The organism is uncultured Maribacter sp. (assembly GCF_947496775.1).
GTDB lineage: Bacteria > Bacteroidota > Bacteroidia > Flavobacteriales > Flavobacteriaceae > Maribacter_B.
This window is the reverse complement of record NZ_CANMDU010000004.1, coordinates 1-22,145: the sequence shown is the minus strand read 5'-3', so window position 1 is coordinate 22,145 and position 22,145 is coordinate 1. Positions and strand designations below refer to the sequence as shown.

Below are 22,145 nucleotides of genomic sequence, written 5' to 3'. Positions count from 1 at the left end.
TTGTAAAATATAGTGATTAAGCTTGCGTTAAGATAAACATTTTAAGCAAGCTTAAAGATAAAACAGAGTATCCAATTTTTTAAACAACGTACTTTTTCATATAAAAATTTCTAGGCCAGGATTGTGGTTTCCTACTATTTGGATATATCTAGTGCCATTTAGTGGAAAAACTACTTTTTGGAATACCATTCCTTTTTGGGTTGGGCTTTTCTTTGTTACTTTTCCATTAAATTATCTAGTTTATGGACTAAATGATTATAATGATGTTAAGGCAGATGCAGTAAATAAACGAAAAGGAAATTTCCTGTTTGGAGCTAGTGCTTCTAAAGAAGAGTTAAAGGGGCTTTTAGGGAAAATTGCCGTTGTTATTTTACCATTTATAGTTTGGTTTTCTATGACATCTGGATTTTATATGTTATTGTTGTTGGTCTTTATGGTGCTCATTAATATCGCTTATAATTTTGGACCGTTTAGAATAAAAGAAAGACCTCCGTTTGAGATTTTTATTCAAGTTGGTTATGTAACTACAGCTCTTTTTAGTATTCAATTAAATAATCTGCCAGAACTGCCTTGGCAAACCTTAGTATATTTGGCCCTTTTCGCTTTTCAGGCACATATTGCAGGAGAAATAATGGATATTGAGCCCGATGTATTGGGGGGTAAAAAAACAACTGCAGGAATCTTAGGCAGAAAAAAATCTAAAATGCTCATGACCGCTATTGTATTGCTAGAAGCCTTTTTAGTTTGGTTTTGGTTTCAAGATATAGTTTTGGCTCTTTTTCTAGCATTTTTTAGTATTTGGTTATTACTAGATGTTTTAATTTTCTTTAAAGACAAACCTTATACTTTATCTCAAATGAAATTATTTGGTTATGCAATTAATATTTCTGCCATATTATCTATGTTTTGGGTGTTGTATAGTGGAAAATTACTAATGCCATAAACAAGCTTTTGCTTTAGCTTTCCTCTTTCCTTTATTAAACTTATTTTTGCCGGGAATAAAAGTAATCCTATTATGCAGTACAATTTCAATGAAATTGAAGCCAAGTGGCAAAAATATTGGGCAGAAAACCAAACGTTTAAAGCAGAAAACAATTCGGACAAAGAAAAATTCTATGTTCTAGATATGTTTCCTTATCCTTCTGGAGCAGGGTTGCATGTTGGGCATCCGTTAGGGTATATTGCCAGTGATATTTATGCACGTTACAAAAGGCATAAAGGTTTTAATGTAATGCATCCGCAGGGGTACGATTCTTTTGGACTTCCAGCAGAACAATATGCTATACAAACAGGGCAGCACCCGGCAATAACTACAGCCGAAAATATTACAACCTATAGAAGGCAGTTAGATCAAATTGGTTTCTCTTTTGATTGGAGTCGTGAGGTAAGAACTTCGGATCCAAAATATTATAAATGGACACAGTGGATTTTTATTCAAATATTTAATTCTTGGTATAATAAAGATACCGATAAGGCAGAAGATATTTCTAGCTTAGTTGCCGTTTTTGAAAAAAAGGGAAATGCTAGTGTTAATGCCGTTTGTGATGAAGATATAGCGATTTTTAGTAGTGAGGAATGGAAGTCTTTTGATAGTAAAAAACAACAAGAGATTTTATTACAATATAGATTAACCTATTTGGCGGAAACCGAAGTTAACTGGTGCCCAGCATTAGGAACGGTTTTAGCTAATGATGAGATTGTAAACGGTGTATCTGAACGTGGTGGGCATCCTGTGGTTCGTAAAAAAATGACACAGTGGAGTATGCGTATTTCTGCATATGCACAACGTTTATTAGATGGGTTAGAAAAGATAGATTGGCCACAGCCTTTGAAAGATTCACAAACCAATTGGATAGGAAGGAGTCAGGGTGCTTCGGCAACTTTTAAAGTGAATAATCATAATGCGGTTATAGAGGTATTTACCACTAGACCCGATACTATTTTTGGGGTTAGTTTTATGACTTTGGCTCCTGAACATGAGTTGGTTTCGCAAATAACTACACCAGAACAAAAAGCGGAGGTAGAAGCCTATATAGAAGCTACAGCAAAACGATCCGAGCGTGATCGTATGGCCGATGTTAAAACCATTTCTGGTGCTTTTACTGGTGCTTATGCAGAGCATCCTTTCTCTAAAGAGCCTATTCCTATTTGGATAGGAGACTATGTGTTGGCAGGTTATGGTACAGGAGCAGTAATGTCTGTTCCTTGTGGGGATCAGCGCGATTATGATTTTGCAAAACATTTTAATATTCCAATCCCTAATATTTTTGAAGGCGTAGATATTTCGGAAGAGGCTTTTGCAGATAAGGGTAAAACCGTGATTGCAAATTCCGATTTCTTAAACGGATTACCATATAAGAAAGCCATGAAATTGGCTATTTATGAGTTAGAGAAATTGGGACAAGGTGAGGGAAAAATAAATTACAGGCTGCGCGATGCTGTTTTTAGCAGGCAGCGTTATTGGGGAGAACCTTTCCCAGTGTATTATGTAGATGGTATGCCGCAGATGATAGCAGCGGAGCATTTACCAATTGCATTACCAGAAGTAGAAAAGTATTTACCAACAGAAACCGGTGAGCCGCCATTAGGCAATGCTGAGGTATGGGCTTGGTGTACTAAAGAGAATAAAGTAGTGCATAACAGTGAAATAAATAATGCCACGGTGTGGCCGTTGGAGTTGAATACCATGCCTGGTTGGGCAGGAAGTTCGCAATACTTTAATAGGTATATGGATCCTACGAACGACAATGAAATTTTCTCTAAAGAAGCCATGAATTATTGGCAAGATGTAGATTTATATATTGGTGGTAGTGAACACGCTACAGGACACTTGTTATACAGCCGTTTTTGGCAAAAATTTATGTTCGATAGAGGTTTTGTTCCTAAAGATGAGTTTGCTAAAAAACTTATTAATCAGGGGATGATTACGGGGACGAGTGCTTTTGTTTATAGGGTTCAGTTTTCTAAAAGTAATTACACAATTTTTGCTAGTTATGATATGATAGATTCATTTTTAAATCCTTCTAGTAAATCTAAATATACCTATGAGAATAATCCTTTAGGGTCTTACATTGAACAATTTGGAGAATTCGATTTTCAGAAAATACATGCAGATGTTTCCCTTATAAATGCTTCTGATGAATTAGATGTAGAAGCTTTTAAAAACTGGAGAGAGGAATACAAGGACGCGGAGTTTGTTTTAGAGGATGGTAAATATATAGTTGGTCGCGAAGTAGAAAAAATGTCCAAGTCCAAATACAATGTGGTAAACCCTGATGAAATTTGTGCAGAATACGGTGCAGATTCTTTACGTTTGTATGAGATGTTTTTGGGGCCATTGGAGCAATCTAAACCTTGGAATACGGCAGGTATTACAGGAACACATGGTTTCTTAAAAAAACTATGGCGTTTGTATTTTGATGATAACGGCGCAAAGTTTACAGACTCGGCTCCAACAAAAGACAATTTAAAAACATTACATAAGACTATAAAGAAGGTAGAAGAAGATATTGCAAACTTCTCTTTTAATACCTCGGTATCTACATTTATGATTTGTGTTAATGAACTTTCTACGCAAAAGTGTACTAGTAAAGAGGTTTTAGAAGCCTTGGCTATTTTGGTATCGCCTTATGCGCCACATATTGCAGAAGAATTATGGAGTCAATTAGGAAATACAGCGTCTATCTCTACCGCGCCTTTCCCAACTTTTGATGCAAGTCATTTAGTAGAAAGCAGTAAAGAGTATCCAATTTCTTTTAATGGTAAAATGCGTTTTAAATTAGAATTACCGCTAGATATTAATAAAGACCAGATTGAAGAAGTGGTAATGGCACATGAAAAAACACAGCAGCAATTACAAGGAAGAACCCCTAAGAAGGTGATAATAGTTCCTGGTAAAATTGTGAATATCGTTGGCTAGTGTATTATTCCCTTTCCTTTTAAAAGGAAAGGGAATAATACTATAACTTGCAAGTTCATAGAGAACTTAATTTTTCTAATAATAAAATTAATTATGGAAAGAATAGAAATTCTGGGGTTAATTGCAGCAGTATTTACTACTTCATCTTTCTTTCCACAAGTATATAAAGCTTGGAGCGAAAAATCTACTAAAGATATATCGCTAACCATGTATATTGCTTTTTTAATAGGTATAATACTTTGGTTAATCTATGGGTATTATATTAACAGTATATCTATGATTATAGCTAATACAGTAACTTTAATATTGGTAATAACTGTTATTGTATTAAAGCTAAGATACAAGTAGTTTTTTTATTTTTTAATAAGACTAAGCTGTACAATTTTCTTTTTAAGAACTGTAAATTGCCTTACTTTTTACACGGTATGCATCGTCTAATTGCTCATTTTTCTAAGGAAGTAGGTTTATTTTATTTTCTCATTATTTTCACGCATACCCCAATAAATATATAATTTTATTGAGTTAAATCATTGATTTGTTATTTATACCCCTAAAATTTTAGGGTTTGCGTATCATTATATGTCTTTTTTAATATATGTACCCCTATTTTTTATCTATAAAATTTTTTTGTTTCAAATGTTTATCACAAATTTGCTTAATAATTGCTAAAATCATAACAAATGATAGTAGGTGTCCCAAAAGAAATTAAAAATAATGAGAGTCGGGTTGGAATGACTCCGGCTGGTGTTTTTGAACTAGTTCGTTCTGGACATACGGTTTATGTGCAGTCTGAAGCAGGAGAAGGTAGTGGATTTTCTAATGAAGATTACCAAAATGTAGGAGCTGTAATACTAGATACTATTGGTCAGGTATATGCCATGAGCAAAATGATTGTAAAAGTAAAAGAGCCTATTGAAGAAGAATATAATTTAGTGCAAGAAGGGCAAATTATATTTACCTATTTCCATTTTGCATCTAGTGAGCCTTTAACTAGAGCAATGATAAAAAGTAAAGCAATTTGTATTGCTTATGAAACGGTGGAGGATAATGAGGGCACTTTGCCTTTATTAACTCCCATGTCAGAGGTTGCAGGAAGAATGGCAATACAGCAGGGAGCTAAATATTTAGAAAAACCAGTGAAAGGAAAAGGAGTACTACTTGGTGGAGTTCCAGGAGTGGCTCCTGGAAAAGTATTGGTACTCGGTGCCGGAGTTGTAGGCATACAAGCTGCTAAAATGGCAGCAGGTTTGGGAGCACATGTTACCATTTTAGATATTGATATGAAACGCCTTCGTTATGTAAATGATGTAATGCCACCGCACGTGGTAACCGAGTTTTCTAATGAATTTAATATTAGAAAGCACATTAAAACGCACGATTTAATTGTAGGGGGTGTATTATTAAAAGGAGCCAAGGCCCCTAATTTAATAACTAAAGATATGCTTAAAGATATGCATCCCGGTACGGTAATAGTTGATGTTGCTGTAGATCAAGGTGGTTGTGTAGAAACAACAAGACCTACAACGCATGAAGACCCGGTTTATATAATAGATGACGTGGTTCATTATACCGTAGCTAATATGCCAGGTGCTGTACCGTACACATCTACTATGGCCCTTACTAATGTTACATTACCTTACGTTTTATCTTTAGCCAATAAAGGGTGGGAAGAAGCATGTAGTGTAAATAACGCACTAAAAAAAGGACTAAATGTGGTAAAAGGAGAAGTGGTTTATAAGGAAATTTTAGAAGCTTTCGAATCGGAATTTTCTATGGTATAAAATAGATTTTGATAAGTTTTCAAAAGCCTCGTCACTTCCTGTTGACTAATTCGGGAAGACTGGCGGGGTTTTTGCTATATATAGAATAGAATTTGTTTAGAAGATAGATTCTTTAGTATATTTATTTAAAATTAAAAAAGAAAATTATGTTTGGATTTGATATAGGTTATATGATAATTGCTGGAGCTTTTGGGCTTTTCAGTATGTTTGTTAGTAATCGCCTTAAAAGTAAATTTAAAAAGTACTCTCAGGTGCATTTAAGAAATGGATTAAGTGGTGCAGAGATAGCAGAAAAAATGTTAGCGGACCATGGTATTCGTGATGTAAAAGTTATTTCAACTCCAGGGATGCTTACCGATCATTATAACCCTGCAAATAAAACTGTGAACTTAAGTGAAGGGGTTTATTCGCAACGTAATGCTTCTGCAGCGGCAGTTGCTGCTCACGAATGCGGACATGCAGTGCAACATGCTACAGCATATAGTTGGTTGCAAATGAGATCTAAGTTGGTACCTATTTTAAATGTTACTTCTAGATTTTCTATGTGGGTAATTATGGGGGGGCTAATGTTAATGAGCACTACTGCAATTGGAGGCCCTATTGCTTGGATAGGTGTTGGCTTATATGGTATAGGAACATTATTTAGCTTTGTTACTCTTCCTGTAGAATATGATGCAAGTAACAGAGCGTTAGCTTGGTTAAAGAATAAAAATATGGTAAGCCAAGAAGAATATGCTGGGGCAGAAGACGCACTTAAGTGGGCGGCTAGAACATATTTAGTAGCGGCAATTGGAGCATTAGCAACCTTATTATATTTTGCTATGCGAGTTGCAAGTAGAGATTAATTCAGTTTTTTTGACATATGAAAGCCTCCAAATTGGAGGCTTTTTTTATATCGTTATTTGTCGATCTATTTGTTGGTCGAGAGAAATAAAAGTTTCTGTTCTAGAAATCCCTTCTATTTGTTGTATTTCTCTATTGAGCACATGCATTAAATGTTCATTATCTCTACAAAGAATTTTTATTAAAATTGACCAATTACCTGTTGTATAGTGGCATTCTAAAACTTCAGGAATTTTTTCTAATTGTTTTACAGCAATAGGGTTGCTCATGGCTTTGTCTAAATAAATACCAATGTACGCCATAGTGGTATACCCCATTACTTTAGGATTAATAATAAATTTGGAGCCAGATAACAAACCGGAGGCTTCTAATTTTCTAAGACGTTGGTGTATTGCCGCACCAGAAATACCAATACTTCTAGCAATTTCTAAAACTGGCTTTCTAGCGTCGGCCATTAAGAATCTTAGAATTTTCTTGTCAATGCCGTCAATCTTAACGTTTTTGGTAGTAGATTTCATAGAAATAGTTTCAAATGCACGGTAAAAATATGAAAATATTAATAAATACTAACTGGTAATTGTATTAGGATTATAGCCTAGGTAAGGAACTTTATGCTCCTTAAAAAGAACACCATATTGTTTTAATTCTTCAAGAATAGGCTCATAAATTTCTTTTCTAATAGGAATTTGAACCCCAGGTGTGGATATTTTTTTATTTAGGACAAGTAATGTAGCTATGGCAACTGGCAAACCTACAGTTTTAGCCATTGCTGTATGCGTGTGGTTTTCACCAATGACAACTAGGTCGGCATCTATTTGGTGTTTTTTGCCGTTTAACTCGTAACCAAATTTATGGTACATAACAATCATGTCTTTGTCATGTTCACTTAGAGACCAACTTGCTTCCAAAATTTCTTGTAAAATTTGGGCAGGTGTTGCTTTTTCTAGAGTTATTGTTTTATTAGTCGAAAACAAATCTAATTCTAAGAATTTTGCCCAAGTGCTATCATCTTGATCTATTTTTAAATAGTGTCTAAATTTTAATTCTACAGAATCTGTTGGAGAGTAGGCTAAGAATAGATTTACAAACTCTCTATATGTCATTCCTTTGGAATTTTCTATGGTGTAGCTGTCGTCTGTCATTCCTAATTGTACAAACATATTCCAGGCCTTAGAAAAGCCTACTTTGCGCATAGTACCACGATATAATGTTAATGCATCTTGTAAACCGTAAGCTTCTCTATATTTTAAAGAATCTCTATTTGGGTACGCTTCGAATTTACCATAGCCCTTAATATCTAAAAATTCTGTTCTTCTAAATAATTTATGATAAGGAATATATTTATAGGTCCCTTCCTGAATAAATTGTGCGGAACCTCCTTGGCCTGCAACAACTACATTTCTTGGGTTCCATGTAAACTTATAGTTCCATAGATTGGTGTCGCTTTCGGGTGCAACAAGTCCGCCTGTAAAGGATTCAAAAAGTAAAATTTTGCCCCCTTTATCTCTAATAGTATCTAATATTTGCATGGCACTCATATGATCTATTCCAGGATCAAGACCAATTTCGTTCATAAACACTAAACCTTTGCTTTTTGCTTTTTTGTCCAAAGCCTTAATTTCGTCACTTACATAAGATGCTGTAATTAAGTGTTTGCTATACTCTATACAATCTTCAGCTACAAGCATATGAAAACGAGCAGGTAACATAGATACTACAATATCACTTTCTTCAACGGCTTTTTGTCTTTCTTCTTTCTTAAAAACATCAAGCTGTAAAATTCTAGACATTGGGTGTTTTGCTATTTTTGGAGGAATAGCTTCTGGGTTTATGTCGCCAATAGTTACTTGTAAGTTTTCTTCTTTAGATTTTTCTAAAAAATAATCTATTAAGTAGGAAGTAGATTTGCCAGCTCCCACAATAAGTATTTTTCGTAACATGTGTTTTTAAATGTAATTTTGCTTCATAGTTAACGAATAGCATTCGTGTTAGAATGTTATAAATGTAAAAATACATACAAAATAAGTTATGAACAAAACAATTTTTATATTTGGGGTGCTATTCGGAGTAGTGGCAATTGTATTGGGTGCTTTCGGAGCACATGGTTTAGAAAAGGTACTAACACCAGATAATTTAGTAACTTTTGAGACCGGCGTGCGTTACCAAATGTACCACGCATTGTTTTTGCTGATTCTAAGTAGCGTTTCGCAAATAAAAGAGAAGGACAAAAAGGTGGTATTTTATCTAATCACTATCGGAGTATTTTTGTTTTCTTTTTCTATATACTTATTAGCAACTAACAGTTTAACTAATTTCAATTTTAAGACTATTGCCTTGGCAACTCCTATTGGTGGGGTGTTTTTAATTTTTGGTTGGATTGCTTTAGGCTATCGAGCTTATAAGCAATTCGTCTAATAAATTAACTTTTCTATTGGGAGCCGTATAAAATTTATATATGTTTGTACTCTAAACTAAAATTTGTATGGATAAAAACATTCAATTCACGAAAACGATTTCGTTAAAGAATTATGGAATCACTCATGACAAAATTAATTACCAACTTTCTGCTGATGAGTTGCATGCCATAACCATAGATAAAAAATTGGGAAAAGAATCTTCTAGTGGTGCTTTGGCTATAAATACTGGAGAATTTACAGGGAGATCGCCCATGGATCGTTTTATTGTAAAAGATACAATAACAGAGGATAAAATTTGGTGGGGAGATATAAATATTCCGTTTGAGGCAGATGCTTTTGATAAGTTACACGCTAAAGTAATAGCGTATTTAAATGATAAGGAATTATATGTACGTGATTGTTATGCTTGTGCGGACATTAATTATAGAATGAATATTAGGGTAATAAATGAATACCCTTGGTCTAATATGTTTGCCTATAATATGTTTATAAGACCAACGGGAGAAGAGCTTAAGAATTTTGATCCCGAATGGACTGTAATAAATGCACCTGGTTTTATGGCTGTGGCAGATGTAGATGGGACAAGACAGCATAATTTTGCAATTTTAAATTTTACAAAGAAGGTAGCTTTAATTGGTGGAACTGGGTATACTGGTGAAATTAAAAAAGGTATTTTTTCGGCTCTTAATTTTATTCTACCAGTACAGAAAAACACTTTGCCGATGCATTGTTCTGCAAATGTGGGTAAAGATGGGGATACTGCTATATTTTTTGGATTATCCGGAACAGGGAAAACAACACTTTCTACGGATCCTACAAGAAAATTAATCGGTGATGATGAGCATGGTTGGAACAATGAAAATGCCGTTTTTAATTTTGAGGGAGGATGTTACGCTAAAGTAATTAACTTATCTGGTGAAAACGAGCCAGAAATTTTTGGTGCAATTAAAAAAGGAGCTATACTGGAAAATGTAGTTATGGATGATAATGGTAAAGTTGATTTTACCGATATAAGCATTACGCAAAATACCAGAGTAAGTTATCCTTTGTATCATATAGAAAACATAAAGCAGCCATCTATTGGTCATAACCCAAAGAATATTTTCTTTTTAACAGCAGATGCTTTTGGTGTTTTGCCTCCAATATCTAAGCTAACCCCAACACAAGCGGCGTATCATTTTATATCTGGGTATACAGCTAAAGTTGCGGGTACTGAAGCTGGTGTTGTAGAGCCTCAACCATCTTTTTCGGCTTGTTTTGGAGCTCCTTTTATGCCTTTACATCCTACGGAGTATGCAGAGATGTTAAGTAAGAAAATGAAAGATGCCGGAGTAAATGTTTGGTTGGTGAATACAGGCTGGACAGGCGGTCCTTATGGGGTAGGAACACGTATGAAGTTAAAGTATACAAGAGCAATGATTCATGCAGCTTTAAACGGAGATTTAGGGCCATATTCTTATGATACTTATCATATACATTCTGTATTTGGAGTTGCGCAACCAAGATACTGTCCTGGAGTGCCAACGGAAGTTTTAAGTCCTAGAGCAACATGGAATAACGATGAGAAATATTATAAGACAGCCTTTAAATTATCAAATGCTTTTAGAAAGAATTTTGAAAAATTTGAAAGTTACGCAAGTGAAGAGATTAGGCGTGGCGGTCCACAGCGATACGCTTTTTAACAAAGAAAAAACCCTGAGAAATTTCTCAGGGTTTTTTTTATAGCTTCTAATAAAACTATTTTTTATTTTCCTCTTGTATATATTTTTGCAATGCCATTGTCATAGAAGGAGTATCTGGCATAGGAGCTTTTATATCTATACGTAAACCAGCGTCTGTAGCTGCGTTAACTGTTGAGTTTCCAAATACCGCTATACGGGTATCATTTTGTTCAAAATCAGGAAAATTCTTTAACAAAGATTCTATTCCAGATGGACTAAAGAAAACTAAAATGTCATAATAAACATCTCTCAAGTCAGACAAATCGCTTATTACTGTTTTGTAAAAAATAGCTCTAGTCCACGTTACTCCTAATTCATCTAAAGTTTTCGGCACAACAGGTTTTAATACATCCGAAGAAGGTAATAAGAACTTTTCTTCTTTGTATTTCTTAAATAGAGTAACCAAATCTGGAAAATGCATTTTACCAACATAGATTTTACGCTTTCTATATACCACATATTTTTGCAAATAATAGGCAACCGCTTCAGATTGACAGAAATACTTCATGCTGTCCGGAACTTTAAAACGCATTTCTTCAGCTATTCTAAAAAAATGATCTACGGCATTTCTACTAGTAAGAATAATCGCAGTAAACTTATGTAAGTCTATTTTTTGCTGGCGTACAGTTTTAGCATCAACCCCTTCTACATGAATAAAAGGTCTAAAATCAACTTTGACTTTTTCTTTGTCAATAAGTTTAGAATATGGAGAGTTTTCCATTTTTGGTTCTGGTTGAGATACCAAAATCGTTTTTACTTTCATACTTTATACTATTTTAGAGCAGGCTTCTTAGGATTACGAAGGGTGCGATTTCGAGAGCGCAAAGGTACAAAATAAAATAGAAAAAATTATGAGCAATAAATTTTTGATGATTCTTTAATATAGTTACCCAACCAATTCCATTAATAATAACTATTAATGCTAAAGTAATATACACAACAGCTTTAGAGGCAGGTACAACGTAAGAAAGCATAATATTAGCAATAAACATAAGTATTGCACTGTAATTTAAATAGGATATTTTTTTAAATAAAAACTCAGAAAATACTTTCAAATTTCCAAAAATAAAACCATTACTTATTTGTAAGATAAATTTTACGAGAAGAAACAATAATAGAACCCCTAATATTATTAAGTAGCCTAAACCATGTTCAGAAGAATCTGTTTCCATAAAGATGGTCCAGATAAAAAATATAAAAAGAGAAAAATTAATAATTAGGAAAAGGGTAAAAAAAACATGAAACCAATTCAGTAACTTCTCCTTTTTATTGTACATAAAAATGTATTTATTATTAAAAGGTAGAATAATGAAATTAAGAAACCTTGGGTAAAAAACACTCTTTGCAATTATTACAAACAATAAACTGCTAAAAAGTAAAATAGTAACCCAATCGGCAATGCCTACACTTCTTACTATTGGCTCCATTAATTTAATTTCATATTAGTACTGTTAATTCCATAAATAAGTCCGTTTTCCGAAATGCTAATTTTTAAATAACTAGGTTTATCCATTTTAGGAACTGGCAATTTAAATGTAAAATTAGTTGTGTCTTTAGTCTTTAAAAATAAGGATTCTTTATTTACTGCCATTGGTAATATAGGTATTACCTCTTTTACTTTTTTGTAAGGATCTAGATAACCTATAGCAAATTTTAACTCTCTTAAGGAAACATCTTCTTTATAGGGGTTATATACTTGTAATGTTAATTGTGTATTTGTGTTTAAACTATCAATATCCTCTTTAATAGAACATCTAAGTTTTCTATAGGATTTAAAATTATCTATATAATTACCATATACAGAAGTACCATTTATACGATTATATTTCAATTCTCCTTTTTTAAAGTATTTAGAAGCGTAAAGGACTTTTTGATTTTGTACAGAAGACTCTGTAGAATCTATGGTATATTGGTTTTGCCTATAGAATATATTATTTAATGAAAAAGATTTGTTTCCAGTATAAAAGGCATACATGGGAGCGTATCTATACGAATTTTCAAAAACTACGGGGATATCTCCTATTTGCGATTTTAAGTTATTAACCCATAATTTATTTCCATGCGTTTCATAATAAATTGGGAAAAGAGGTTTGTAAATGAGTCCTACACGTAATACTGCAAGAATAATGCAATTTATTATGGCCATTCTATAAATCCATTTTCTAGCATTTTCATTGTTAAGCATATAATTATAAGCCATAATAAATAACGGAATAGAAATAATTATCACCCATTGCGTTTGTATTCTTCTGTTAAAACTAGAAATAAAGAAAAACAAAATAAAGCCATATGTTAAATACAATAAGGCTTTGGTGAAAAGGTCGGTGGCCTTAGTTTTATATAAAGCTTTATAAACCCATGGAAAAGTAAAACCTAATATGGCCAATAAGTTTACGAAAAAGCCAAGAGTATATTTTTCAAATTGGTAGGCACCATTAGGTCGTTCAGAGATATGATATTTTATAGAAACAAAATCATGGTCATAAAGCCATATAAAATGTGGAGTGTAGCATAGCAAAGCGACTACAACTGCTATCCATGCATATTTGTTGACAGCTAATTTTATATTGGAAAGAATAACAAAGAAAATAACCAAAAATGCGTGGTATTTGCTATACATTAAGGCCGCTATTAGTAACCCTAAAATAATGGAAAGACCGTAAGTCGGATTTTTAATAAAGTTCTTATAGCATAATAAAAAAGCACACGTAAAAAATACTAACGGAGTATCTGGCAAAGTAAAAAAACCGTAGGCATTTATTAGGGTCATAGAAAAACCAAACACAAAGAAAGGAGCTATATAATCTTTCTTCTTAGGGTTATCTATTAATAGCCATAAAATGATAAAAGTACCTATAGATAGGATACAGCTCATAAACCGAACGCCTAATTCTCCATCGAAGAAAAAGCTACTAATTTTAACAAGAAGTGCCACCATAGGAGGGTGGTCAAAATAACCCCAAGATATATTTTGGGCATAATACCAATAATACGCCTCATCATAGATTAACTCTGTAAAGTAGGCTTGTAGTACATTAATAGCGAGAAGACTTCCAAGTAATATAACAAGTAATTTGGGGAGTTTTCTAAACATTTTTAAGATTTAATTGATGCCAAAATTACGAATTCTACTTCGTAACTTTCTTTTTAAAAAAAGCATAAATACTAAAATGTCATTTTTCTACAGATTTTAAAACACTATTTTTGTTAAAATTCAAAAGAGTTCCATGTCAGATCGTTTAGTCATAATCCCTACTTTTAACGAGATTGAAAATATAGAGGCCATAATACAAGCTGTATTTGCTCTAGAAAAAGATTTTCATGTTTTAATAGTAGATGACAATTCTCCCGATGGAACAGCACAAGCGGTATATGCTTTACAAAAGGTTTTTGTAGATAAACTTTTTATTGAAGTAAGAGAAGAAAAATCTGGTCTTGGAACAGCATATATTCACGGTTTTAAATGGGCAATTGCTAAAAAGTATGATTATATTTTTGAGATGGATGCCGATTTTTCGCATACACCAACGGATTTAGTAAGACTGTATGAGGCGTGTTATAATGGAGCCGACGTTTCTGTAGGTTCTCGTTATACAAAAGGAGTTAATGTGGTAGACTGGCCATTATACAGAGTTCTTTTATCTTATGGTGCGTCTTTTTATGTAAAAATGATTACAGGAATGCGAGTACATGATCCTACTGCCGGTTTTGTTTGTTATAGGAGATATGTTTTAGAAAATATAAGATTAGACTCTGTTCGGTTTATAGGATATGCTTTTCAAATAGAGATGAAGTTTAGAGCATATCTGCAAAAATATAGTATAGAAGAAGTGTCTATTGTTTTTAGAGATAGAGTAAAAGGAAAGTCTAAAATGAGTGGTTCTATAATAAAAGAAGCAGTTTTTGGTGTTTTAGCAATGAAATTTAGAAGCCTTTTTCAAAAAAATAAGTTTTAAGTATGGGTAAAGTATTAGTAAAGAATGCCAAAATTGTAAATGAGAATACTATTGTAGAAAACGATATTCTTATACAAGACGATATTATAGTAAAGATTGGAAAAGACCTTAGCGATGCTACAGCTAAAGTTATAGACGTGAACGGAAATTATGTTTTTCCAGGAGTTATAGACGATCAAGTACATTTTAGAGAACCAGGATTAACCCATAAAGGAAATATTGCCTCGGAGAGTAGAGCTGCTGTTGCAGGCGGAATTACTACCTATATGGAACAGCCTAATACCAATCCGCAAACTACTACTATAGAAAAACTAGAAGCTAAATTTGCAATGGCAAAAGATAGTTCCTATGCTAACTATTCTTTTTTGTTTGGAGGAACTAATGATAATCTAGAAGAAATAAAGAAGTTAGATAAAAATGCATGTTCCGGTGTAAAACTGTTTTTAGGCTCCTCTACAGGAAATATGCTTGTTGACAATGAGCAAGTAATAGAAAGTATTTTTAATAATACAGAAATGGTAATTTCTGCGCATTGTGAGGATGAACAAACCATACGCGAAAATTTAGCAAAATATAAAGAAGAATTTGGAGATGATATTCCTATAAAGAATCACCCACTGATACGCAGTGAAGAAGCATGTTATATATCTTCCTCTAAAGCAATTGCTCTGGCAAAGAAAACAGGAGCAAGGTTTCATGTTTTTCATGTTTCTACAGCAAAGGAAATGGATTTATTTCGAAACGATATTCCATTAGAACAGAAAAAAATTACTGCTGAGGTTTGTGTGCACCACCTTTGGTTTGCTGAAGAAGACTACCAGACTAAAGGAACATTAATAAAATGGAACCCCGCCGTTAAAAAAGCTACAGATAGAGAAGCTTTGTGGAAAGCACTATTAGATAATCGCATTGATGTAATTGCTACGGACCACGCTCCACATACCTTTGAAGAAAAAGATAATGTATATACTAAAGCCCCATCTGGCGGGCCATTAGTGCAACATGCTTTACCAGCATTGTTGCAAAAGTATAAAGAAGGGGTTATTTCTTTAGAAAAGATTGCTGAAAAAATGTGTCATAATCCAGCAATATTATTCGAAATTGAAAAACGAGGATTTGTAAGAGAGGGGTATTATGCAGATTTAGTTGTAGTAAATACTAATGATACTTGGAAAGTAACTAAAGAGAATATTGCTTATATGTGTGGTTGGTCTCCTTTCCAGGGAGATACTTTTGATAGTAGAGTAACACATACTTTCGTTAACGGTCATTTGGCTTATGAAAATGGAAATTTTTCTGAAAAACGCAATGCAAAAAGACTAACATTTAATAGGTAAGTTATGAGAAAATCGGGAGTCTTAATAATGTTTATCTTATTTGTTGCTTGTAATGAACCACTAATTGAGAAACCAGAGAATCTTATTTCTAAAGATAAAATGGTAGAAATTCTTAAAGAAATGGCCATTGTAAATGCCGCTAAAAATACGAATATTACTAAGTTTCAAGATAATAAAATAGATCCTACAGCTTATGTATTTAAAAAATTTAATATAGATAGTTTACAATTTGTATTAAGTGATAAATACTATGCATCTAAACCAGATGTGTACGAATCTATTTATGAAGAAATAGACACATTATTATATATAGAAAAAAAAGTGGCAAGTGAGTTAAAAAAAATGCAGGATAGTCTTAAGAAAGCGAAGAAAGCTACCTCGAAAAATAAACCTAAAAAAGGTACTAATTCTCCTCCAAAAAAATAGAACAGCATTTTTCAATAGACTTTTCTAAGTTAGAAAACGAATAAGGTAAAGTAGTTTTTATTTTTTCGGAAGAGTAAAACTCTCTATTTTTTAAGGAGTGAATGGAGTTTTTAGTAATTCGCCTTCCTTTTTGCGTGAATACGTTTAATAACCAATCTCCATACCTACCTATTCGTAATTGCCAAAACTTAAGTTCTCTTTTGGGGCTCTTTTTTCCAAGTTTAGGAGCAATAAGACATAGAATTTCTTTAAAACTTAAATTATCAGACACCGTAATAAAACGTTGATTTATTATATCAGAATGCATTAAGCCAATAAGGGTATGTATTACGTCATCAATAGAAACAAAACCTGTTCCGCCAGGGGGGTAATAGGAATATCCTTTTTTAGCTGTCGTAAATAAGGCACCACTCCCACGACCCCAAAAGCCAGGACCAACAATTACACCAGGATTAATAATTACAACAGGGACATTTTCTTGCGAAGCTCTCCAAACTTCTAACTCTGCTTTGTATTTGGTAAGTGCATAAACATTTACATGGTTTTCTTTCCATTCATTTTTTTCTGTAGCTAATTGGTTAGGATAACTTTTACCAATAGTACCAATGGTACTTACATAAGCTAATTTTGTAATTTTATTTGCAATACAAAGGTTTACAATGTTAGCTGTACCAGTTACATTAATATTTTTTAATACCGTATAATCTTTTGGATTAAAAGATATAAATGCTGCGGCATGATAAACATACTCTACATTCAAAAAAGCGGTTTCTAGAGCAGGAACATCTAATAAATCTGCCTCTATCCACTTTATTTTGTCAAATAATTCTTGTGGGTTACTAGCATAATAAGAAAAGATGGTTTTTACACGCTTTAGATTACTTCCTTGTCTGTAAATTGCTTTTACAGGGGTTTCTTTCTGTACTAATTGCAGAAGAAGATGTGACCCAACTAAACCAGTACCGCCAGTAACAAGAACCATATTCCAAATGTAACAAAAGCTAGGTACAATCTGTATTCTAGCTTATAATTTTTCTGATTTTCTATTTTTATGAGGCAAGAGATAATAAGAATGTATTTGTAGATATGAGAATGAACGAATTCCTTTTATATTTGCATCTTATTATTGAAAATAAAAAAACAATGGCTACCAATTTTGTAGAAGAATTAAAATGGCGAGGAATGTTGCATGATGCAATGCCGGGAACAGAAGAACATTTATTGTCTGGAATGCAGTCTGCGTATGTAGGTATTGATCCAACAGCAGATTCTTTACATATTGGTCATTTGGTAGGTGTAATGATGTTAAAGCACTTTCAATTGGCAGGGCATAAACCGTATGCTTTAATTGGTGGTGCTACCGGTATGATTGGGGATCCTTCTGGAAAATCTGCAGAACGAAACCTTTTGGATGAAGCAACTTTACGCCATAACCAAGAGGGTTTACAAGAACAACTATCGCGATTTTTAGATTTTAAGAGTGATGCCGAAAATGCAGCTGTGCTAGTAAATAACTACGATTGGATGAAAGATTTTTCATTCCTTGAATTTATTCGTGATGTGGGTAAACATATTACGGTAAATTATATGATGGCAAAAGATTCTGTAAAAAAGAGACTTTCATCAGAAGCTAAAGAAGGTATGTCTTTTACGGAGTTTACCTACCAGATGGTTCAAGGGTACGATTTTCTACACCTTTTTAAAGAGTATAATTGTACATTACAAATGGGTGGTAGTGACCAATGGGGAAATATTACTACAGGAACAGAACTTATAAGAAGAATAGGTGGTGGTAAAGGTTATGCACTTACCTGCCCCTTAATAACAAAGGCAGATGGAACAAAATTTGGAAAGACTGAAGGAGGAAATGTTTGGTTAGATGCGAATAGAACTTCTCCGTACAAGTTTTACCAGTATTGGTTAAATACATCAGATGCAGATGCAGAGAAGTATATAAAAATATTCACTTTTATTTCTAAAGAAGAGATTGTGGCTTTGGTTAAAGAACACCACGAAGCCCCGCATATGCGTTTATTGCAAAAAAGGTTAGCAGAAGAAATTACTATTGCTGTGCATTCGCAAGAAGATTTAGATAATGCATTAAAAGCCAGTTCTATTTTATTTGGAAAATCTACTTCGGAAGATTTAAAAAAGTTGGATGAAAAAACTTTTTTAGATGTTTTTGAAGGAGTGCCACAAGCAGAAATTTCTGCATCTGAAATAGAGCAAGGCATAGATATGATTGGTGCATTAGCCGCTAAAACAGGATTTTTAGGTTCTAATGGAGAGGCAAGAAGAGAGCTAAAGCAAAATTCTATTTCTGTAAATAAGGAAAAGGTAAAAGAAGATTATACTATTACAAAGGCAGATTTAATCAATGATAAGTTTGTTCTTTTGCAAAGAGGGAAGAAAAACTATTTTGTACTTGTAATTAAGTAACGCAACTAAAATTAGATTTATACATCTTAGCTTTAAATAAAGATATTGGAAATTAGAGTTTTATATTCAGTTTTATTAATGTTTATGTTTATTTCTTGTAGTAACAATGAGGAAGAAAACATCCCTGTTTTAGACGTTAATTCCCAAAAATGGGAGCTTGTAAAAATGACTGGAAGCTTTACGGGTACAGAAACTACTGGTGCCGATATGGAATGGCAGGAATATTATATTTTTAACTCTAATGCTACTTTTATTAAATCTAGAGATATAGGAGGAGAGGTAAAAGAAGCTTCTGGAACCTATATTACCGAAACATTTAATGAACAAGAATACTTAGAATTGACCTATTCAAAAGGGAAAGAACTTATAGCCAGTTGTTCTGGAAATGATAAAGAGCAATTGTTTTTTTCGAAAGGGGATGTCCTAAAAGGGAATTGGAATATTTGTGATGGCCCTGAATTAGAATATAAACAGTTAAAAAAGTAACTTTAGAGTACTAATAAATTACAGCCGCGAATATCAGAATGGTCAAAACGACCAAGAATTTCAAAACTATCATCTTCATAAATTTTACCAAGGTCTTGCGTTGCTATAAAAGAACAGGAATTTACATTTGCTAAATCTATTACATTAACACCACCAGTTTTACCGTATTCTTGTATGCTTAGGGGATCTTCTGTATCTCGTGTTAGAACTTTCATCCAAGGAGGACAATGGAATATACCATCACCTTTGGAATAAGCCTGTGATAAAAGCTCTGTCATTCCATATTCAGAATGAATCTTAGAAACTCCAAGTCCATTTTTAAGGGTATCATGTAATTCTTCGCGAATCATTTCTTTACGCCTTCCTTTCATACCTCCAGTTTCCATTACAATGGTGTTTTTTAGATTTAAATGTGTTTCCTCAATCAAATCTAACAAAGCAAAAGAAACACCTATTAAAAGTGTTTTGGTTTTTGCAGCCTCCAGTTTTTTTAAGGTAGTAATTAAAGTATTCGTATCCTTTAAGAAAAATCCACTTTCGGGATGCGAGCTTTTATCAATTAAATCATTGACCATATAAATTAAAGAAGAACCTTGACGTTCTAGGTAAGAAGGTAGCAAGGCTAAAACGCAATAGTCTTCCTCATGACCATAAAAGTATCTAAATGCCTTTATATAACTTTCTTTATATAAGTTTATATTGCTTACATAATGTTTACTTGTTACGGATCCAGTAGTGCCGCTACTTGTAAAAATGGTTTCTGCTTTTTCTTTGTCAGAAAGGATAATTTTTGATTTAAAAAAATCAATAGGAATAAAAGGAATTTTTTCAATACTATTAACATTTATAGGGTTTTTTCCTAAGTGTTTACAGAACTCTTTATACACCATATTTGTTTTGAATTGATGCTTAAAAGTTTGCAGAGCCAAAGCATTAAATTCTGCCTTAGTTTTAATGTTAAATATTTTTTGAGTGTTTACCATTTACTCTATAATCGAGATTAAAATGCACCAAGGCTTATCTCGAAATAAAAATTAGTTTCTAATGAACGCCTCTCGGGTATGCCTCCAAGGTAGTTTACGGTAACAAAAGTAACCAAAATTAAGCTGTAAATAAGAGATTAAATGGAATGTATCTACTGGTAACTTAGTTTTTAGAGTAATTTATTTTACTACCAATTTTCTACTAATAGATTTTTTATTTTCGGTAACGGTAACCACATATACTCCAGAAATTAATCTGGAAATATCCAAACGTTTATTTTTAATTCGGTCCATAAGAACTATTTCTCCAAAGACATCATAAATAATTATTTCTTTCTCTTCATTATTTTGGGTTGTAATATAAACGAACCCATTAAAAACTGGATTAGGATATAACTTAAATTCAGAAATTTCTCTATTTGGAATATCCGATATTTTCGTAGCATCTTGGGCAGAAATGGTATAACTAGCCAGAAAAAGTAGTATTATGTAGATTTTCTTCATGAATATTGATTTGGGATCAACAATATAAAGATATAGTATTTTGTAAAATCGTATTATAAAATGTTGTGAATCGCAATAAATTGTAGGTCAATGAATTAGTGCGTGCTTTTCATCGATGATTTAGGTAGTGTAGCTGTAAAAAAGAAAAAGAAACTCTTATTTAATAATGAGTTTTCTTGTTGCAACATTATTGTTTTCAAAAACACGTAGAACATAAACACCCGCATCTAAGTTTCTTAAATTTAATTCTTTTCCTAAAATAGTAGTTTTTAGAATTTGTGTTCCAAACACATCATATATAAATATTTGTTTTGGTGCATTTGCAGAAGTACTCACATATACCTTGCCAGATACTACAGGATTTGGATATAACTTAAACCCATCAATATCCCCAGAACTATTTTGCCCATAAGTTAAAGAAATAAAAAGAAAAGATATAATTAGGTAAAAGTGTTTCATAGGTTATGTTATGCAAAGGGTATACCACAAATATATAAATTCTTATGCCTGTTTAATTTTTGTAAGAGCAGATATTGTTAAAAGATCGATGAAATGCAAAATGATCGATGAAATGCACAAAAAATGATATAAAGTTCACTTTTTCCTACTTTAAAAATTTTGCAGAGTTACTTTTTGAATAGTTTTTATTACAAAAAATAGCCTCGCAATTGCGAGGCTATTAATTCAATCTATTTTGTTAAGGTATTTATTATTTAGTTACTACGAAAGATTGATTAGCCCAATCAAATGCAGATAAATCAGCACCAACACCAGCTTTTGTTTCTACAGTATTATCTGCTGACACACTAATACCATCAGTAACTAGGTCTACAGAACCAGTTATTGCACCACCAACCTTATCATCACCAACGTTACCTTGAGCAGTAGCATTTGTAATAGTTAATATGCCATTTCCTTTATCATCTGCAGTATCTATTCTGTTTCCAAAAGAAGCATTTCCGTAAGCAGCGAAAAGAATATTATTAATTGTAGCTTCTGTACCTCTTCTAATTTCTGCACCAGCTTTAAGAGCAACATCAGGGTTAAGGTTTAAGATAGTTACATTGTTTAATGTTGGAGTAGATATTGGAGCAGCAGTTGCGTCGCTAGAGTTACTATCACCTTCAATACCTCTAGGGTCGTCAGTAGCAGCATCAAAACCATCATTACGAACACCAAAAGCATTTGTAATAGTTCCAGTATAACCACCAGTCCAGTCAAACATGTCATCAGCAATATTAGCACAGTAAACATTGGTTACATTAACGCTACCTCCAAAAAATTCGATACCATCATCATTTCCATTGCTAACAACAATATTGTTAACTACAGT

21 protein-coding genes and 1 pseudogene are annotated in these 22,145 nt (G+C 33.0%); 12 read left to right on the top strand and 10 right to left on the bottom strand.

The genetic code is table 11. The annotated features are described in order from the left end of the window. Window positions 1-121 precede the first annotated feature (121 nt). From Q0856_RS08195 to Q0856_RS08175, 5 genes are all read left to right on the top strand, one after another. On the top strand, window positions 122-943 hold the full coding sequence (locus Q0856_RS08195; RefSeq protein WP_298504074.1) for a UbiA family prenyltransferase: 822 nt from the start codon (window positions 122-124) through the stop codon (window positions 941-943). Window positions 944-1,015: 72 nt separating this feature from the next. After that, window positions 1,016-3,919, top strand: coding sequence for a class I tRNA ligase family protein (locus tag Q0856_RS08190; protein ID WP_298504073.1), 2,904 nt, complete (start codon window positions 1,016-1,018; stop codon window positions 3,917-3,919). Between the two features lie 93 nt (window positions 3,920-4,012). Continuing rightward, the gene (locus tag Q0856_RS08185; protein ID WP_298477327.1) at window positions 4,013-4,267 is read left to right on the top strand and encodes a SemiSWEET transporter; all 255 of its coding nucleotides are present in this window, start codon (window positions 4,013-4,015) and stop codon (window positions 4,265-4,267) included. Between the two features lie 332 nt (window positions 4,268-4,599). Further along, complete coding sequence (gene ald, locus Q0856_RS08180) at window positions 4,600-5,700, top strand: alanine dehydrogenase (RefSeq protein WP_298477329.1); 1,101 nt, start codon at window positions 4,600-4,602, stop codon at window positions 5,698-5,700. A 146-nt stretch (window positions 5,701-5,846) separates the two neighbouring features. Further along, window positions 5,847-6,545, top strand: a complete 699-nt coding sequence (locus Q0856_RS08175) for a zinc metallopeptidase (protein ID WP_298477332.1) — start codon at window positions 5,847-5,849, stop codon at window positions 6,543-6,545. A gap of 45 nt (window positions 6,546-6,590) precedes the next feature. Here the strand turns inward: Q0856_RS08175 and Q0856_RS08170 are convergent, their stop codons facing one another. Then, window positions 6,591-7,061, bottom strand: a complete 471-nt coding sequence (locus Q0856_RS08170; protein ID WP_298477335.1) for an Lrp/AsnC ligand binding domain-containing protein — start codon at window positions 7,059-7,061, stop codon at window positions 6,591-6,593. Window positions 7,062-7,109: 48 nt separating this feature from the next. Then, window positions 7,110-8,483 (bottom strand): saccharopine dehydrogenase family protein, encoded by a 1,374-nt coding sequence (locus tag Q0856_RS08165; RefSeq protein ID WP_298477338.1) that lies wholly within the window; start codon window positions 8,481-8,483, stop codon window positions 7,110-7,112. An 88-nt stretch (window positions 8,484-8,571) separates the two neighbouring features. Here Q0856_RS08165 and Q0856_RS08160 point away from each other — a divergent pair, with 88 nt between their 5' ends. Continuing rightward, the gene (locus tag Q0856_RS08160; protein WP_298504070.1) at window positions 8,572-8,958 is read left to right on the top strand and encodes a DUF423 domain-containing protein; all 387 of its coding nucleotides are present in this window, start codon (window positions 8,572-8,574) and stop codon (window positions 8,956-8,958) included. 67 nt (window positions 8,959-9,025) lie between these two features. After that, window positions 9,026-10,642, top strand: a complete 1,617-nt coding sequence (pckA, locus tag Q0856_RS08155) for a phosphoenolpyruvate carboxykinase (ATP) (protein ID WP_298504068.1) — start codon at window positions 9,026-9,028, stop codon at window positions 10,640-10,642. 55 nt (window positions 10,643-10,697) lie between these two features. Here the strand turns inward: pckA and Q0856_RS08150 are convergent, their stop codons facing one another. Genes Q0856_RS08150 through Q0856_RS08140 form a run of 3 tightly spaced genes read right to left on the bottom strand, consistent with a single transcriptional unit; the run spans window position 10,698 to window position 13,775 of the window. Further along, the gene (locus tag Q0856_RS08150) at window positions 10,698-11,444 is read right to left on the bottom strand and encodes a uroporphyrinogen-III synthase (RefSeq protein WP_298477348.1); all 747 of its coding nucleotides are present in this window, start codon (window positions 11,442-11,444) and stop codon (window positions 10,698-10,700) included. Between the two features lie 13 nt (window positions 11,445-11,457). After that, window positions 11,458-12,108 (bottom strand): DUF4271 domain-containing protein, encoded by a 651-nt coding sequence (locus Q0856_RS08145; RefSeq protein ID WP_298504066.1) that lies wholly within the window; start codon window positions 12,106-12,108, stop codon window positions 11,458-11,460. After that, a complete protein-coding gene (locus Q0856_RS08140) occupies window positions 12,108-13,775 on the bottom strand; it encodes a glycosyltransferase family 39 protein (protein ID WP_298504064.1) in 1,668 nt (555 codons plus the stop codon). The genes Q0856_RS08145 and Q0856_RS08140 overlap by 1 nt, the downstream gene beginning before the upstream one ends. A gap of 133 nt (window positions 13,776-13,908) precedes the next feature. Between Q0856_RS08140 and Q0856_RS08135 the strand changes: the two genes are divergently transcribed. From Q0856_RS08135 to Q0856_RS08125, 3 genes are read left to right on the top strand one after another with little or no spacing between them, the layout of a single operon-like run. Further along, the gene (locus Q0856_RS08135; protein WP_298477356.1) at window positions 13,909-14,637 is read left to right on the top strand and encodes a polyprenol monophosphomannose synthase; all 729 of its coding nucleotides are present in this window, start codon (window positions 13,909-13,911) and stop codon (window positions 14,635-14,637) included. Between the two features lie 2 nt (window positions 14,638-14,639). Next, window positions 14,640-15,974: a dihydroorotase gene (locus tag Q0856_RS08130; RefSeq protein WP_298477359.1), complete on the top strand. Its 1,335-nt coding sequence runs from the start codon at window positions 14,640-14,642 to the stop codon at window positions 15,972-15,974. Window positions 15,975-15,977: 3 nt separating this feature from the next. Further along, complete coding sequence (locus tag Q0856_RS08125) at window positions 15,978-16,400, top strand: DUF4296 domain-containing protein (RefSeq protein WP_298477362.1); 423 nt, start codon at window positions 15,978-15,980, stop codon at window positions 16,398-16,400. Here Q0856_RS08125 and Q0856_RS08120 read toward each other — a convergent pair. Then, on the bottom strand, window positions 16,378-17,382 hold the full coding sequence (locus Q0856_RS08120) for an SDR family oxidoreductase (protein WP_298504061.1): 1,005 nt from the start codon (window positions 17,380-17,382) through the stop codon (window positions 16,378-16,380). The two genes, Q0856_RS08125 and Q0856_RS08120, sit on opposite strands and share 23 nt — an antisense overlap. Before the next feature lie 161 nt (window positions 17,383-17,543). On the opposite strand from Q0856_RS08120, the gene tyrS reads away from it, so the two are divergent. Then, complete coding sequence (gene tyrS / locus Q0856_RS08115) at window positions 17,544-18,839, top strand: tyrosine--tRNA ligase (protein ID WP_298504058.1); 1,296 nt, start codon at window positions 17,544-17,546, stop codon at window positions 18,837-18,839. An 84-nt stretch (window positions 18,840-18,923) separates the two neighbouring features. Further along, the gene (locus Q0856_RS08110; protein ID WP_298504056.1) at window positions 18,924-19,325 is read left to right on the top strand and encodes a hypothetical protein; all 402 of its coding nucleotides are present in this window, start codon (window positions 18,924-18,926) and stop codon (window positions 19,323-19,325) included. Between the two features lie 2 nt (window positions 19,326-19,327). Here Q0856_RS08110 and Q0856_RS08105 read toward each other — a convergent pair whose 3' ends face one another. From Q0856_RS08105 to Q0856_RS08090, 4 genes and pseudogenes are all read right to left on the bottom strand, one after another. Continuing rightward, window positions 19,328-20,308, bottom strand: a complete 981-nt coding sequence (locus Q0856_RS08105) for an acyl transferase (protein WP_298504054.1) — start codon at window positions 20,306-20,308, stop codon at window positions 19,328-19,330. A 180-nt stretch (window positions 20,309-20,488) separates the two neighbouring features. Further along, a complete protein-coding gene (locus Q0856_RS08100) occupies window positions 20,489-20,812 on the bottom strand; it encodes a T9SS type A sorting domain-containing protein (RefSeq protein ID WP_298477376.1) in 324 nt (107 codons plus the stop codon). 156 nt (window positions 20,813-20,968) lie between these two features. Next, window positions 20,969-21,271, bottom strand: a complete 303-nt coding sequence (locus Q0856_RS08095; protein ID WP_298477381.1) for a T9SS type A sorting domain-containing protein — start codon at window positions 21,269-21,271, stop codon at window positions 20,969-20,971. 250 nt (window positions 21,272-21,521) lie between these two features. Continuing rightward, window positions 21,522-22,145: pseudogene (locus Q0856_RS08090) on the bottom strand (hypothetical protein); the annotation flags it as partial.